Here is a 13,575-nt window from a genome sequence, read left to right on the forward strand (position 1 = left end):
CGACCGCCCGGCCTGACGATCCCTCAAGCCACGCCAGGCGGGATCATGTCCTTGCCGTAGTCGCGCAGCTTCTCCAGGTTCTCTGGCTTCATGTGCTCGGGAATGTCCGCACCCGGATGCTCGTCGCGCGGCTCGGGATGCGCCTCGCCGTGTTGCCGTTCTGTCCGCTCGTCATGCTCGTTCATCAGGTAGCCCCTTTTCAGATGGCATGTTCTTCCCAGATCAGCTGACCCTCGTCGCTGACCTCTATAACTTTAGTCAACGCGGCCTCGGCGATGGCGTCCGCTTCCGATGCCAGGTCATAGCGACGACCGTCGGCGACCTTGAACACCTGCACGTCCTCGTCGCTGTCGCGCCGCTTGATGGCGATCACCGCCTCGAACGCATCTTCAGCAGGCACCGCCGAAGAAATCGCCTCGAACTTCTCGAAATGCTTGCGTGCCATTAGTCATCACCTCACCGTTGCGATTGTCATCAATGGACAACAGCATCCGCGTAAAAGGTCGAGACCGCCGGCTGAACGTCATGCCCATGGCAGGCTCGAACCTATACGCGCAATCCGGAGGGCCGCCCCAGTGGAAATGACCGAGCACTACGCGAACATCGAACCAAGCCGCGCTGACGTGGACGCGCTGGAAGGCCCCGTGCTGCTGGAGTTCGGCACGGCCTGGTGCGGCCACTGCCGCGCCGCCCAACCGCTGATCGGCAAGGCGCTGGCGGACCGGTCAGGCATCACCCATCTGAAGATTGAAGATGGTCCGGGGCGGCCGCTGGGACGTTCGTTCCGGGTCAAGTTGTGGCCTACGCTGATTCTGCTGAGCAAGGGCCAGGAGCTGGGACGCGTGGTTCGCCCGCAGGACTTGCGGGCCATCGAGCAGGCCCTGGGTGCAGCCGGACGAGGCTGAACCGCGTGCAACCACGCGGCCACGGAGCCTGGCGATACCGGCATTGACCCCGTGCTTCGCGACCATCGGCAGGCAAGCCGTGGCATAATCCGCCGTCCAGTTTTGCAGGAGCCTTGGAGAGTCGCCCATGTCCGAACCCGATCAGCGGTTGTGCCTATACGGAATCAAAGCCTGTGACACCATGAAAAAGGCCCGTACCTGGCTCGACGAACATGGGCAGAACTACGAGTTCCACGACTACAAGAGCGCCGGAATCGACCGCGCCCACCTGGAAGCCTGGTGCAACGAGCATGGCTGGCAGACCGTACTCAATCGTGCCGGCACCACCTTCCGCAAACTGGACGACGCTGCCAAGGCCGATCTTGACCAGGCCCGGGCCATCGAGCTGATGTTGGCCCAACCGTCGATGATCAAGCGCCCGGTACTCGACCTGGGCGACAGAACCCTGATTGGCTTCAAGCCCGATCTTTACGCTGCCGCACTGGCAGCGCCGAACTGACAGCCGCTCGCCGGACGGCGCGGCCATCGAAAAAGGATAATCCCATGTCTGCAACCCTCTTCAGCCTCGCCTTTGGCGTCGGCACCCAGAACCGCCAGGGCGACTGGCTGGAAGTCTTCTACGCGCAGCCGCTGCTGCAACCGGCCGGCGAGCTGGTCGACGCCATCGCCCCGCTGCTCGGCTACGCCGGCGGCAACCAGGCGATCGCCATCACCACCACCCAGGCGGCGCAGCTGGCCGACGCGCTGAAGCCGCTGGACACCGCCCAGCATGCCCTGCTGACCCGTCTGGCAGAAAGCCAGCGCCCGCTGGTGGTTACCCTGCTGGCCGAAGACGCAGCCCTGACCTCGACGCCCGAGGCCTACCTCAAGCTGCACCTGATCTCCCATCGTCTGGTCAAGCCGCACGGCCTGAACCTGACCGGCATCTTCCCGCTGCTACCCAACGTCGCCTGGACCAACCAGGGCGCCGTGGATCTCGCCGAACTGGCCGAGCGCCAACTGGAAGCGCGGTTGAAGGGCGACCTGCTGGAAGTCTTCTCGGTGGACAAGTTCCCGAAGATGACCGACTACGTGGTGCCGGCCGGCGTGCGTATCGCCGATACCGCGCGCGTGCGCCTCGGCGCCTATGTGGGTGAAGGCACCACCGTCATGCACGAAGGCTTCATCAACTTCAATGCGGGCACCCAAGGTCCGGGCATGATCGAAGGCCGCGTTTCGGCCGGCGTGTTCGTTGGCAAGGGTTCGGACCTGGGCGGCGGCTGCTCGACCATGGGCACTCTCTCCGGCGGCGGCAACATCGTCATTTCGGTTGGCGAAGGCTGCCTGATCGGCGCCAATGCCGGCATCGGCATTCCGCTGGGCGATCGCAACACGGTTGAGTCGGGCCTGTACATCACCGCTGGCACCAAGGTCAGCCTGCTCGACGAGAACGACCAGCTGGTGAAAGTGGTCAAGGCTCGCGACCTGGCCGGCCAAAGCGACCTGCTGTTCCGCCGCAACTCGCAGACCGGCACCGTGGAGTGCAAGACCCACAAGTCGGCCATCGAGCTGAACGAGGCGCTGCACGCGCATAACTGACGGGAGCAGCGGCAAGCTGCGAGCCATGAGCGCCTGCCTTGCCGCACCCTGTTGCACGAGGCTTGCCGCTTATGGCCCTGTTCTCCCCCTGGCGCGCTGACTTCCCCGCTCTGGCCGTGCTCGAAGCACAAGGCCAGACCTACCTCGACAGCGCCGCCACGGCACAGAAGCCGCAGGCACTGATCGATGCCCTCAGCGGTTACTACACCTGCGGTGCGGCCAATGTGCACCGTGCCCAGCACCAACCTGCCGAACGCGCCACCCGTGCCTACGAAGACGCCCGTATCAAAGTCGCCAAGTGGCTGAATGCCGCCTGCCCGACCGAAATCGTATTCACCCGTGGCGCGACCGAAGCGCTGAACCTGCTTGCCTACGGTCTGGAACACCTGATCGAAGCCGGCGACGAGATCGTCATCAGCGCCCTCGAGCATCACGCCAACCTGCTGCCCTGGCAGCAGCTGGCCAGACGGCGCGAGGCCAGGCTGCAGGTGCTGCCCATCGACGCCTCCGGGCGTATCGACCTCGCCGCGGCCGCCGGGCTGATCGGGCCGCGCACGCGGCTGCTGGCGGTGAGTCAGTTGTCCAACGTGCTCGGCTGCTGGCAGCCGCTCGACCAGTTGTTGCACCTGGCCAAGACGCAGGGTGCGCTGACCGTCGTCGATGGTGCGCAAGGTGTGGTCCACGGGCGCCATGACATGACCACGCTGGGCTGCGACTTCTATGTGCTGTCCAGCCACAAGCTCTATGGCCCGGATGGCGTTGGCGCGCTCTATGGCCGCGGCGAATCCCTGCTGCAGCTGCGTCACTGGCAGTTCGGCGGCGAGATGGTGCGGATCGCCGACTACCAGAGCGCCGAGTTTCACGCTGCGCCACTGGGTTTCGAGGCCGGCACACCGCCGATTTCCGGCGTGATCGGATTGGGCGCCGCACTGGACTATCTCGCCGCCCTCGACGCCACCGCGGTCGGCCGACATGAACAGGCGTTGCACGACCTGTTGCTCGCCGGCCTCGCCGAGCGCAGCGGCATTCGTCTGCTCGGCGCGCCACAGGTCGCGCTGGCCAGCTTTGTTGTCGACGGTGTGCACCATTCCGATCTCGGTCACCTGCTCACCGAACAGGGCATCGCCGTGCGCAGCGGCAACCACTGCGCCATGCCGCTCATGAGGCATCTCGGCCTGGATGGCGCCACGCGCATCTCACTCGGCCTGTACAACGACCACAACGATCTGCAGCGCTTCTTCGATGCGCTGGACCAGGCCCTGGAGCTGCTGCGATGAATGAACTGCCCGACGCCGCCCGCGAGGCCTTGGCGACCTTCGCCCAGGCGCCTGGCTGGGAGCAGCGCGCACGCCTGCTGATGCAGTGGGGAGAACGGCTGGAGCCGGTGAACGATGGCGAACGCAGCGAGACCAACCGCGTCGCCGGCTGCGAGAGTCACGTCTGGCTGATAGGCCATTGCCAGGATGGCCGCTGGCATTTCCGCGCCGCCAGCGACGCCCGGCTCATTCGCGGCCTGCTGGCGGTACTGCTGGCGCGGGTCAATGGGCTGGATGCGGATGAACTGGCCCGAGTGGACATGGCCGGCTGGTTCGCAAGCCTCGGCCTGTCACGCCAACTGTCGCCCTCGCGCAGCAACGGCATGAATGCCGTGCTGCAGCGAATGCGTGAGCTGACCGGCTGATCGTCATAGCTGGGCTACAGCCCAGCCTACGAACGGCCCTCTCCCGCGATCAGCGCTTGCGCAGGATCACGCTGCCGATCGAGTAACCGGCGCCGAACGAGCTGAGCACGCCTAGGCTGCCGCTGGGCAGGTCGTCCTGATGCTTGTGGAAGGCGATCACCGAGCCGGCCGAACTGGTATTGGCGTAGGTGTCGAGAATCACCGGCGCTTCTTCCTCGGTGGCATCACGACCGAGCAGCTTGCGCACGATGAGGTGATTCATGTTCAGGTTGGCCTGGTGCAGCCAGAAGCGCTTGACCGACTCCACCGCAATGCCGTTCTCACTCAGGTGCTCGCCGATCAGCTCCGCCACCATCGGGCAGACTTCCTTGAAGACCTTGCGGCCTTCCTGGATGAACAGCTTGTCCGGGTTGCTCATGTACTCTTCGGCGGTGCGGTTGAGGAAGCCGAAGTTGTTGCGGATGTTGTTGGAGAATTCGGTCACCAGCTTGGTGCTGAGCACCTCCCACTGATGCGCGGAGGTGGCCAGGTCTTCACGCTCGATGACGACCGCGGTGCAGGCGTCGCCGAAGATGAAGTGGCTGTCGCGGTCGCGGAAGTTCATGTGCCCGGTGCAGATTTCGGGGTTGACCATGAGGATGGCGCGGGCCTGGCCGAGCTTGATGCTGTTGACCGCGTTCTGGATACCGAAGGTCGCAGACGAGCAGGCGACGTTCATGTCGAAGCCGAAACCCTTGATGCCGAGTGCGGCCTGCACCTCGATGGCGATGGCCGGATAGGCGCGCTGCAGGTTGGAACAGGCGACGATCACGCCATCGATATCGGCCGCCGTCTTGCCGGCGCGGGCCAGCGCTTCTTCCGCTGCCTTGACCGACATCTCGCAGAGAATCGACCACTCGTCATTGCTGCGCTCCGGAATGCGCGGAACCATGCGCTCGGGGTCGAGGATGCCGGCCTTGTCGGTGACGTAGCGGCTCTTGATGCCGGAGGCCTTCTCGATGAAGGCAGAGCTGGATTCGGCCAGCGGCTGGACCTCACCGGCCTCGATGGCCGCGGCATTCTCGCTGTTGAAGCGGTGCACGTAGGTATTGAAGGACTCCACCAGTTCGTCGTTGGAGATACTGCTGGCAGGGGTGTAAAGGCCGGTACCGCTGATGACGACGTTGTACACAGTCGTTCCTCTCGAATAGGGCTTGATCGTACTGACGGTGGGACGGTACGGCGGCTAGCCTTGGCCAACCACGATCATTCCAGCGCCTCTTTAACCAGACTCGGGCAAGCTGCTGCACTGTGGTCGGGCTGCGTTGAAAGCGGGCAGAAATGCTCGTTCACCACCGGTAAACGCTGCTGTCTCATCCGCGTTTCGCCTTGTCCGGCCTTCGCTCGCTACGCTTTCTCGTGATCTGTAATGGCAGCTATTGTGCATGAAAAGCTGAAAGAATCCGTAACATTGCGCAGATTACAATCGCTGTAATTAAGCCATTCGGCGCATAACCCCGTGACTGCACGGTCTGAATATGAAGAGGGCGCCACTTGGCGCCCTCTTCTGTTCACAGCGTAGCCTGCAGCGCTATTTGACGCCCTGCCCGAGCAGCACGCCATCGACCTGCTGGCCATAGAGGTTGATGCCATCGTTGGCGTGGTACTTCTCCCGCGTCTTCTCCACCGAACCCTCGATCAGGCGCGGATCCTGCGGGCGCTCATGGCTGTTCATGTAGGCCGCGACATGCCAGGCGTCGGCATCACTGAGGGTGCCGCCCTTGCCGAGCGGCATGCTCTCCTTGATGAAGGCCGCTGCGGTATTGATTCGGTGCATGCCGGCGCCCCAGTTGAACGAGTCCGCTCCCCACAGCGGTGTAAACACATAACCATCTCCGGCTTTCTGCCCCTGGCCGTTGTCCCCGTGGCAGATCGCGCACTGCTCGGCATAGACTCGCTTGCCCTTGGCGATGTCGAAACCCCCTTCCGGCTGCGGGACTTCCGGATACGCCCGCCCCGGCAGTTCCAGACCTGTGGGAGCGCCGGTGGACAACCAGTAGGAGTAGGCCGTCAGTGCATTGATGACGTGGCTGTCCGCCGCTGGCGGCGTGCCGTTCATGCTGAACTGGAAGCAGCCCTGCACCCGCTCGGCATAGCTGTTGACCTTGTCGTTCTTCTTCCGATAGGCCGGATACATCGGATAGGCACCCCACAGCGGCGCGGAGTTGGCCTTGCGGCCCTGATCCAGATGGCAGTTGGTGCAGTTCATGCCGTTGCCGACGTACTCGGCCGCATGCTTCTGCGTGTCGACAAAGATGGCTCGCCCCTGCTGAACCAGTTCGCCATAGGCGTTGCTCGGCAGGTCCTTTTCCTGGGGCGGCTGGAAGTAGCGCTCCCCGGCACCCTTGGTCGCCTTCTGAGTCAGCTGGGACTGATCGTCCATCTTGATCTCGGCGGCCAGCACCGCGCCACTCACGAACAGCGCCAGCAGCGTAGGAAGCAGATGCGTGTTCATTGACCGGTCTCCTTCTGCCCGAGGTCGGCGAAATACCCTGCTACGGCCTGAACCTCGTCGTCGCTCATCGCCCGAGCGATATGTCCCATCAGATCATTCGGATCGTTCTTGCGCGTGCCCTGGCGCCAGGCGTTGAGCTGAGCACCGAGATACTGGGCCGACTGTCCCGCCAGTGGCGGGAAGCTCGCGCCGACCCCCATGCCACCGGGGCCATGGCAGGCCACGCATTCGGGAATGTTGCGCTCCCAGGCGCCGCGCAGCGCCAGGCGTGCGCCGACGCCTTCGGCCTTCTCTGCTCGGCTGGTGGCAGCGAAGGTCGGAGCAGGCATGGCCTCCAGGGTCGCTGCGACGGCATTCATCTCCTCATCCGTCAGCGCAGCGGCTATCGGCTGCATGATCGGGTTGCTGCGCGCACCGGAACGAAAGTCTTCGAGCTGCTTGCGGCTGTAGCCCGCAGCGATTCCGGCAAGTCTCGGAAAGCCCGCCGCTGCCATTCCCATCGCATCGGCGCCGTGGCAGGTCGCGCAGGCCATGGCGGCTGGGTTGGCACCCCCTTGTGCATAGATCGTCTGCCCGTCGGCGGCCTGTGCCTGCATCGTCAGCAACAACGCAGCCACGCCGGCCAGGGGCCAGTGGGTGGAGTTCATGAAAAGCGCCTCATCAGCTGTTGTGGTTATGCTGTCCGCTACCCGGCGTCGTCGCGCGACGCTCTGTTCTGTTGGCGGTATGCGGCAGCTTGTCGCATGAAAACGCTATCACAGCGGCCGGGCTGACCTCTAGAAACAGAATAAGCTTAGAACTCGTTTGCATATAGCTGACGAAGCGGCCTCTGGGAGAATCACGCTGGTCGCGCACAAGGCGACGAGGTTGGCTATCCTTGCCCGCCCCCACCTCAGGAACACCCATGAAAGATCAACTCGCCGAGCTGCTTACGCTCATCAGCTCCGGTTGCATGACCGATGAAGAAATCGCTCGGATCGCGGATGAAGCCGCCCAGGCCTATGCCGATCCGCAGGCCTTTCTGGAGGCCAATCCGGACATCAACTATGACGACAGCTTCCCCATTCCGCTGGGCGAATGGGTAGTGGTGGGCAGCCTGCCGGACACGGTGCTGTTCCAGGCAGATGACTACCAGGATCTGTTCAGCCAGATCGTCGCGTCTTTCGGCGAGAGCGTCAGCTTCGTGCTGAAGCCCAAGCAGCTCGCCAAGACCGAGCCGCTGACCGCGCTGAACCGCATTCAAGTGCAGTTGAGCAGCCTCTATCCCGAGAAAGGCGGTTACGTGCTGGTGGATTTCAGTGAGCCGCTGGACGATGAGCTGCAGGCGGTACTGGTCTACACCTGCGACGTGCCACGGCTGCTGGGGCTGGCTGTGGATGTCGGCATCTATGCCGCGCCCGCGCTGGAAGCCCTGCGTGCCGAGACCGAACAGTAATCCGGCCCGAAGGCGAGGCTAACGCCGCTGCGTCCTGCCGCGGCGCAACGGCTCCAGCAGCGCGGACAGCCCGTTGTGGTCGATCTCGTGCATCAGCGCCAGCAGCTGGCCGAGGCTGCCTGGCGGAAAGCCGACACGGGCAAACCAGCCGAGGTAGTGGCCGGGCAGATCCGCAATCAGGCGCCCCTTGTACTTGCCATAGGGCATCGTCTGAGTGACCAGGCGTTCGAGGTCTTCGGCTTTCATCGTTCTGATGGCCAGGTGATAAGGCGCCGATACTGCCACAGGTCGCCTTCCTGCGTCCGTGCAGAGCGCAACTGCCGCGGCCTACGGGGCGGCGGTATCAAGCGTCTCTATCCGAGGCATAGAAAGGCTTGCCTGGAGCGCCCTGGACGGCGTGCAGACAATGGCTGCCAACACGGCGCCCGCCGATCTTGCCTGGAGGAATGCGATGCAAGCGCGAACAAGACCCGCAGAACTGGATGACGCCACGCTGGCGTTCGCCGAGCATGTGTTTCATGCCGCACGCAGCGGCGACAGCATCAGGCTCGGTCACCTGCTCAGCCAGGGCATGCCGGCGGACCTGCGCAATCATGCCGGCGACAGCCTGCTGATGCTGGCCAGCTACCATGGCCGCCTCGCCGCCACCAGCGTACTGCTCGACCACGGCGCCGACGCGCAATTGGCTAACCGCCGCGGCCATACGCCGCTGGCGGGCGCCGCGTTCAAGGGTGACCTGCCGATGGTCAGGCTGCTCGTCGAGCGAGGCACCGATGTCGAAAGCCCCTGCGCAGACGGCAAGAGCGCACTGATGATGGCCGCTATGTTCAATCACACCGCGATCGTCGAGTGGCTGGTGGCGCAGGGCGCCGACCCGCATGCGACCGATGCCGGAGGCACCACGCCTCTGGCGGCGGCGCGCATGATGGGTGCGAGCGAGGCAGTGGCGCTGCTGCAGCGCATCGCCGCCGCTCAAGCCTGATGCGCCGTCAGCTGCGACCGATGGGGGCGAACGCTGCGCTTGTGTGCTCGGCCAGCACTGCCGGTGCCAGCTCCACTTCCAGCCCGCGACGGCCGGCGCTGACGTAGATGCTCGGCTGCGCCTGTGCGGAGCTGTCGATAAAGGTGCGCAGGCGCTTCTTCTGCCCCAGCGGGCTGATGCCGCCCACCAGATAGCCGGTGGCCCGCTGCGCGGCCATGGGGTCGGCCATTTCCACCTTCTTCGCCCCGGCAGCCTGGGCCAGTGCCTTCAGATCCAGCGTGCCGGCCACCGGCACCACGGCCACCAGTAGCTCGTTCTTCTCGGTGCAGGCGAGCAGCGTCTTGAACACCTGCGCGGGCTCGAGTCCCAGTTTCTCGGCGGCCTCAAGACCATAGGAAGCGGACTTCGGGTCGTGCTCGTAACTGTGCACACGATGCTCGGCGCGGGCTTTTTTCAACAGGTCGATGGCGGGTGTCATGGCTTTGTAGTGCTAATGATTGATGAATGGCGGTAACGTAACGGATCAACGTTCGGTAGTCACAAGCGCCCATGAATCATCCTCTTCTTGCACCGCTCGCGGAAGTCTACGCCCTGGCCGTTGTGGGCGGCGGCATCAACGGCGCGGGAATTGCGGCAGACGCCGCAGGTCGTGGCCTGACAGTCTTCCTCTGCGAGCAGGGCGACCTGGCCGAGCACACGTCGTCGGCCAGCAGCAAGCTGATACATGGCGGGTTGCGCTACCTCGAGCATTACGAACTGCGTCTGGTGCGCGAGGCGCTGGCCGAGCGCGAGATACTGCTGGCCAAGGCGCCACACATCATTCGGCCACTGCGTTTCGTGCTGCCCTACCGACCGCACCTGCGCCCGTCCTGGATGATCCGCACCGGCCTGTTCCTTTACGACCACCTCGGCAAGCGCGAGAAGCTTGGCGCTTCGCATAGCGTGCGCTTCGGCGCCGACAGCCCACTGAAGCACGAGATCAGCCACGGCTTCGAATACGCCGACTGCTGGGTCGACGATGCCCGCCTGGTGGTGCTCAACGCCATGGCTGCCCGTGAGCAGGGCGCGCATATCCACACCCGCACCCGTTGCGTCAGCGCGCGCAGCAGCAAGGGGCTGTGGCACCTGCACTTGGAGCGCGACGACGGCAGCCGCTTTTCCATCCGGGCGCGCGCCCTGGTGAACGCCACCGGCCCCTGGGTGGCGTCCTTCTTCGATGAACAGCTTCGCCAACGCTCCCCCCACGGCATGCGCCTGATTCAGGGCAGCCACATCGTGGTGCCGAAGCTCTACGATGGGGACCATGCCTACATCCTGCAGAACGAGGATCGGCGCATCGTCTTCGTCATTCCCTATCTCGGGCAGTTCAGCCTGATCGGCACCACCGATCAGGAGTATCACGGCGACCCGACCCGGGTGCAGATCGCCGACGGCGAGATCGATTACCTGCTGGACATCGTCAATGCGCACTTCACACACCAGCTGGCCCGTGAAGACATCCGCCACAGCTACTCCGGCGTCCGCCCGCTGTGCGATGACGAGTCAGACCAACCATCGGCCATCACCCGCGACTACACCCTGACACTGAACAACGGCGGCAGCGATGCGCCCCTGCTCTCGGTGTTCGGCGGTAAGCTCACCACCTACCGCAAGCTCGCCGAAGCAGCCCTGGCCCAGCTGGCACCGCTGTTTCCGGAAATGAAAGGCGCCTGGACCCGCGGAGCAACGCTGCCCGGCGGCGAACATTTCGATGATCCATCCACTCTGGCCCATGCCCTCTGCGCCAGCTACCCATGGCTCCCCGGCCCGGTCGCCCGCCGCTGGACGAACACTTACGGCACGCGCAGCTGGCTGCTGCTAAAGGGCACCGAGCGCATTCAGGATCTCGGCGAATGCTTCGGCGCCGGGCTGTATGCCCGCGAGGTGGATTACCTGATCGTCGAGGAATGGGCGCTTACGGTTGACGACATTCTCTGGCGCCGAACCAAGCTCGGGCTGTTCCTGCAAGCCGCCGAAACGGCACGCCTGCAGCAGTACATGGACAGCCGGACCGCCGAACGCCTGACGACCTTCGACCACGCCGCCCAGGGCTGACACGAGCCCCGGACAGCGCCATCGCTCAGGCGACCTTGGCGCTTCGCGCCGCGCGCAGCTGCCGGGCAGCTGCCACCATGTTGACCAGCGCCGCCTCGGTCTCAGGCCAGCCACGAGTCTTCAGCCCGCAGTCCGGGTTCACCCAGAGTCGTTCGGCCGGAATGCACTCGGCGGCCTTCTCCAGGAGCTGCACCATCTCGGCGGTATCCGGCACGCGCGGCGAGTGGATGTCGTAGACGCCCGGGCCGATGTCATTCGGATAGTCGAAGGCACGGAACGCTTCGAGCAGCTCCATCTGTGAACGCGAGGTCTCGATGGTGATGACGTCGGCATCCATCGCCGCGATGGACTCGATCACGTCGTTGAATTCGCTGTAGCACATATGCGTGTGGATCTGCGTCTCGTCGCGCACCCCGCTGGCGCACAGGCGGAACGCCTCCACCGCCCAGTCCAGGTAGTGCCGCCACTGCTCGCGGCGCAGCGGCAGGCCTTCGCGGAACGCCGCCTCATCTATCTGGATGATGCGGATGCCGGCAGCCTCCAGGTCGCAGACCTCGTCGCGAATGGCCAGCGCCAACTGTCGCGCCTGCACCTCGCGCGGCACGTCCTCACGGGCGAACGACCACATCAGCATGGTCACCGGACCGGTGAGCATGCCTTTCATGATCCTGTCCGTCTGCTGCTGGGCATACCGGATCCAGTCCACGGTCATCGGTCGCGGACGGCTCAGATCGCCATAGATGATCGCCGGTTTGACGCAGCGAGAGCCGTAGCTCTGCACCCAGCCAAAGCGGGTAAAGACGTAACCTTCGAGCTGTTCGGCGAAGTACTCCACCATGTCGTTGCGCTCCGCCTCGCCATGCACCAGCACATCCAGGCCGATCTGCTCCTGCACCGCCACCGCATGGCGGATTTCGGCCTGCATCGCCTCGGTGTAGTCACCGAGCGACAACCTGCCCTGCTTGTAAGCCTGCCGCGCCAGGCGGATCGCCGGCGTCTGCGGGAACGAACCGATAGTCGTGGTAGGGAATGCCGGCAGCTGCAGCCGCGCGCGCTGCAGCTCGATGCGCGTGGCGAACACCGACGTGCGCCGACTGTCCTTGGCCTCGATGGCGGCCAGGCGTGCCTGTACCGCCGGCTTGTGGATGCGCGGCGACTGCGCGCGGGCCGCCTGGACTACGCGGCTGCGGGCGAGCGCAGCCTGCACCTCGGCGTCCTGCGGATCGTCGATGGCCCGGGCGAGCGTGGCGACTTCCGAGCACTTCTGCACCGCAAAGGCGAGCCAGCTCTTCACTTCCTCGTCCAGCCTGTCCTCGCGCTCGAGGTCGACGGGGCTGTGCAGCAGCGAACAGGACGGCGCCAGCCACAGGCGCTCGCCCAGGCGTTCGGCCGCATGCCGTGCCACTTCCAGCGCCTTGTCCAGATCACAGCGCCAGACGTTGCGCCCGTTGACCAGCCCCAGCGACAGCACCTTGTAGGCCGGCAGGCGATCAAGAATCACCGGATACTGCTCCGGGGCGCGCACCAGGTCGATGTGCAGGCCGTCCACCGGCAGGGTTGCAGCCAGACCGAGATTGTCTTCCAGGCCGCCGAAGTAGGTGGCGACCAGCTTCTTCAGCGGCGCCCGCTGCAACAGGTTGTAGGCGCGCTCGAACGCATTCTTCCAGTCCTGCGGCAGGTCCAGCGCCAGAATCGGCTCGTCGATCTGTACCCACTCGACTCCCTGCGCCGCCAGCCGGTCCAGCACCTCGCCGTAAACCGGCAGCAGCCGGTCCAGCAACTCCAGCTTGTCGAAGGCCTGGGTCTGATCCGCGTCGCCCTTGAGCTTGCCGAGCCAGAGATAGCTCAGCGGGCCGATCAGCACTGGCTTGATGGTATGCCCCAGCGCCTTGGCCTCTTCGACCTCTTCGAAGAGCTGCGTCCAGGACAGCTGGAACTGCTGGTCGACGCTGAACTCCGGGACCAGATAGTGGTAGTTGGTATCGAACCACTTGGTCATTTCCTGAGCCTGGGCACCACCGCAGCAACTCCTGGCCACGCCGCGCGCCATGGCGAACAAGGTGTCCAGCGTCGCCTGGCCTTCGGCCGGACGGAATCGCTGCGGGATGACGCCGAACATCAAGGAATGACTCAGAACCTGGTCGTACCAGGCGAAGTCGCCCACCGGCAGCAACTCGATGCCGGCGTCGAGCTGGGCCTGCCAATGGCGCGCCCGCAGTTGGCGACCGACCTGACGCAGGCCCTGCTCGTCCAGCTCGCCTTTCCAGTACGCCTCGAGGGCCTTTTTCAGTTCGCGATCCGCACCGATGCGTGGAAAGCCAAGGTTATGCGCTACAGCCATTACTCACTCCGAAATGTCGTTCTACATGAATGCGAGGATTGTCCGCGGGCCAAGCCAATGAAACA

The 13,575-nt window shown here is 64.6% G+C and carries 16 protein-coding genes; 8 read left to right on the plus strand and 8 right to left on the minus strand.

The features are described from left to right. Window positions 1-23: 23 nt before the first annotated feature. Both ACVRRC_RS12310 and ACVRRC_RS12315 read right to left on the minus strand, forming a co-directional pair. Window positions 24-185 (minus strand): hypothetical protein, encoded by a 162-nt coding sequence (locus ACVRRC_RS12310; RefSeq protein WP_011913938.1) that lies wholly within the window; start codon window positions 183-185, stop codon window positions 24-26. Between the two features lie 14 nt (window positions 186-199). After that, window positions 200-445, minus strand: coding sequence for a hypothetical protein (locus tag ACVRRC_RS12315; RefSeq protein ID WP_011913939.1), 246 nt, complete (start codon window positions 443-445; stop codon window positions 200-202). Between the two features lie 130 nt (window positions 446-575). Between ACVRRC_RS12315 and ACVRRC_RS12320 the strand changes: the two genes are divergently transcribed. The 5 genes from ACVRRC_RS12320 (at window position 576) to ACVRRC_RS12340 (ending at window position 4,164) form a co-directional block, all read left to right on the plus strand. Continuing rightward, window positions 576-905 (plus strand): thioredoxin family protein, encoded by a 330-nt coding sequence (locus ACVRRC_RS12320; RefSeq protein WP_014597248.1) that lies wholly within the window; start codon window positions 576-578, stop codon window positions 903-905. A gap of 127 nt (window positions 906-1,032) precedes the next feature. Further along, entirely contained in the window at window positions 1,033-1,404 is a 372-nt protein-coding gene (locus ACVRRC_RS12325; RefSeq protein ID WP_013983458.1) for an ArsC family reductase, read from the plus strand. 44 nt (window positions 1,405-1,448) lie between these two features. Continuing rightward, on the plus strand, window positions 1,449-2,483 hold the full coding sequence (dapD, locus tag ACVRRC_RS12330; RefSeq protein ID WP_011913942.1) for a 2,3,4,5-tetrahydropyridine-2,6-dicarboxylate N-succinyltransferase: 1,035 nt from the start codon (window positions 1,449-1,451) through the stop codon (window positions 2,481-2,483). 71 nt (window positions 2,484-2,554) lie between these two features. Continuing rightward, entirely contained in the window at window positions 2,555-3,760 is a 1,206-nt protein-coding gene (locus ACVRRC_RS12335) for an aminotransferase class V-fold PLP-dependent enzyme (protein ID WP_472997067.1), read from the plus strand. Continuing rightward, window positions 3,757-4,164 carry a SufE family protein gene (locus ACVRRC_RS12340; RefSeq protein WP_125912006.1) on the plus strand — a complete coding sequence of 136 codons (408 nt, stop codon included), beginning with the start codon at window positions 3,757-3,759 and terminating at the stop codon, window positions 4,162-4,164. The genes ACVRRC_RS12335 and ACVRRC_RS12340 overlap by 4 nt, the downstream gene beginning before the upstream one ends. A 49-nt stretch (window positions 4,165-4,213) precedes the next feature. On the opposite strand, the gene ACVRRC_RS12345 is transcribed toward ACVRRC_RS12340, so the two are convergent. The 3 genes from ACVRRC_RS12345 to ACVRRC_RS12355 form a co-directional block, all read right to left on the minus strand. After that, a complete protein-coding gene (locus tag ACVRRC_RS12345) occupies window positions 4,214-5,335 on the minus strand; it encodes a beta-ketoacyl-ACP synthase III (protein WP_013983461.1) in 1,122 nt (373 codons plus the stop codon). 399 nt (window positions 5,336-5,734) lie between these two features. After that, complete coding sequence (locus ACVRRC_RS12350) at window positions 5,735-6,658, minus strand: c-type cytochrome (RefSeq protein WP_472997068.1); 924 nt, start codon at window positions 6,656-6,658, stop codon at window positions 5,735-5,737. Continuing rightward, on the minus strand, window positions 6,655-7,305 hold the full coding sequence (locus tag ACVRRC_RS12355) for a c-type cytochrome (RefSeq protein ID WP_020306891.1): 651 nt from the start codon (window positions 7,303-7,305) through the stop codon (window positions 6,655-6,657). Before ACVRRC_RS12355 ends, ACVRRC_RS12350 begins: the two co-directional genes overlap by 4 nt. 257 nt (window positions 7,306-7,562) lie before the next feature. Between ACVRRC_RS12355 and ACVRRC_RS12360 the strand changes: the two genes are divergently transcribed. Further along, complete coding sequence (locus ACVRRC_RS12360) at window positions 7,563-8,093, plus strand: hypothetical protein (RefSeq protein ID WP_045158670.1); 531 nt, start codon at window positions 7,563-7,565, stop codon at window positions 8,091-8,093. An 18-nt stretch (window positions 8,094-8,111) separates the two neighbouring features. Here ACVRRC_RS12360 and ACVRRC_RS12365 read toward each other — a convergent pair whose 3' ends face one another. Next, entirely contained in the window at window positions 8,112-8,339 is a 228-nt protein-coding gene (locus ACVRRC_RS12365; RefSeq protein WP_020306894.1) for a DUF3820 family protein, read from the minus strand. Between the two features lie 205 nt (window positions 8,340-8,544). Here ACVRRC_RS12365 and ACVRRC_RS12370 point away from each other — a divergent pair, with 205 nt between their 5' ends. Beyond that, on the plus strand, window positions 8,545-9,075 hold the full coding sequence (locus ACVRRC_RS12370) for an ankyrin repeat domain-containing protein (protein WP_472997069.1): 531 nt from the start codon (window positions 8,545-8,547) through the stop codon (window positions 9,073-9,075). 7 nt (window positions 9,076-9,082) lie between these two features. Here the strand turns inward: ACVRRC_RS12370 and ybaK are convergent, their stop codons facing one another. Then, window positions 9,083-9,553, minus strand: a complete 471-nt coding sequence (ybaK, locus tag ACVRRC_RS12375; RefSeq protein ID WP_048329598.1) for a Cys-tRNA(Pro) deacylase — start codon at window positions 9,551-9,553, stop codon at window positions 9,083-9,085. A 71-nt stretch (window positions 9,554-9,624) separates the two neighbouring features. Here ybaK and glpD point away from each other — a divergent pair, with 71 nt between their 5' ends. Next, the gene (gene glpD / locus ACVRRC_RS12380) at window positions 9,625-11,169 is read left to right on the plus strand and encodes a glycerol-3-phosphate dehydrogenase (RefSeq protein ID WP_472997070.1); all 1,545 of its coding nucleotides are present in this window, start codon (window positions 9,625-9,627) and stop codon (window positions 11,167-11,169) included. Window positions 11,170-11,194: 25 nt separating this feature from the next. Here glpD and metE read toward each other — a convergent pair whose 3' ends face one another. Then, a complete protein-coding gene (gene metE / locus ACVRRC_RS12385; RefSeq protein WP_068506251.1) occupies window positions 11,195-13,510 on the minus strand; it encodes a 5-methyltetrahydropteroyltriglutamate--homocysteine S-methyltransferase in 2,316 nt (771 codons plus the stop codon). Window positions 13,511-13,575: the final 65 nt, after the last annotated feature.

This window comes from Stutzerimonas sp. LR2, assembly GCF_055755175.1.

Excerpts from the sequence above, each read along its gene's own strand:
- ACVRRC_RS12310 (WP_011913938.1), bottom strand. The coding sequence starts at position 185 with ATGAACGAGCATGACGAGCGGACAGAACGGCAACACGGCGAGGCGCAT.
- ACVRRC_RS12315 (WP_011913939.1), bottom strand. The coding sequence starts at position 445 with ATGGCACGCAAGCATTTCGAGAAGTTCGAGGCGATTTCTTCGGCGGTG.
- ACVRRC_RS12325 (WP_013983458.1), top strand. The coding sequence starts at position 1,033 with ATGTCCGAACCCGATCAGCGGTTGTGCCTATACGGAATCAAAGCCTGT.
- dapD (WP_011913942.1), top strand. The coding sequence starts at position 1,449 with ATGTCTGCAACCCTCTTCAGCCTCGCCTTTGGCGTCGGCACCCAGAAC.
- ACVRRC_RS12335 (WP_472997067.1), top strand. The coding sequence starts at position 2,555 with ATGGCCCTGTTCTCCCCCTGGCGCGCTGACTTCCCCGCTCTGGCCGTG.
- ACVRRC_RS12340 (WP_125912006.1), top strand. The coding sequence starts at position 3,757 with ATGAATGAACTGCCCGACGCCGCCCGCGAGGCCTTGGCGACCTTCGCC.
- ACVRRC_RS12350 (WP_472997068.1), bottom strand. The coding sequence starts at position 6,658 with ATGAACACGCATCTGCTTCCTACGCTGCTGGCGCTGTTCGTGAGTGGC.
- ACVRRC_RS12355 (WP_020306891.1), bottom strand. The coding sequence starts at position 7,305 with ATGAACTCCACCCACTGGCCCCTGGCCGGCGTGGCTGCGTTGTTGCTG.
- ACVRRC_RS12360 (WP_045158670.1), top strand. The coding sequence starts at position 7,563 with ATGAAAGATCAACTCGCCGAGCTGCTTACGCTCATCAGCTCCGGTTGC.
- ACVRRC_RS12365 (WP_020306894.1), bottom strand. The coding sequence starts at position 8,339 with ATGAAAGCCGAAGACCTCGAACGCCTGGTCACTCAGACGATGCCCTAT.
- ACVRRC_RS12370 (WP_472997069.1), top strand. The coding sequence starts at position 8,545 with ATGCAAGCGCGAACAAGACCCGCAGAACTGGATGACGCCACGCTGGCG.
- ybaK (WP_048329598.1), bottom strand. The coding sequence starts at position 9,553 with ATGACACCCGCCATCGACCTGTTGAAAAAAGCCCGCGCCGAGCATCGT.
- glpD (WP_472997070.1), top strand. The coding sequence starts at position 9,625 with ATGAATCATCCTCTTCTTGCACCGCTCGCGGAAGTCTACGCCCTGGCC.
- metE (WP_068506251.1), bottom strand. The coding sequence starts at position 13,510 with ATGGCTGTAGCGCATAACCTTGGCTTTCCACGCATCGGTGCGGATCGC.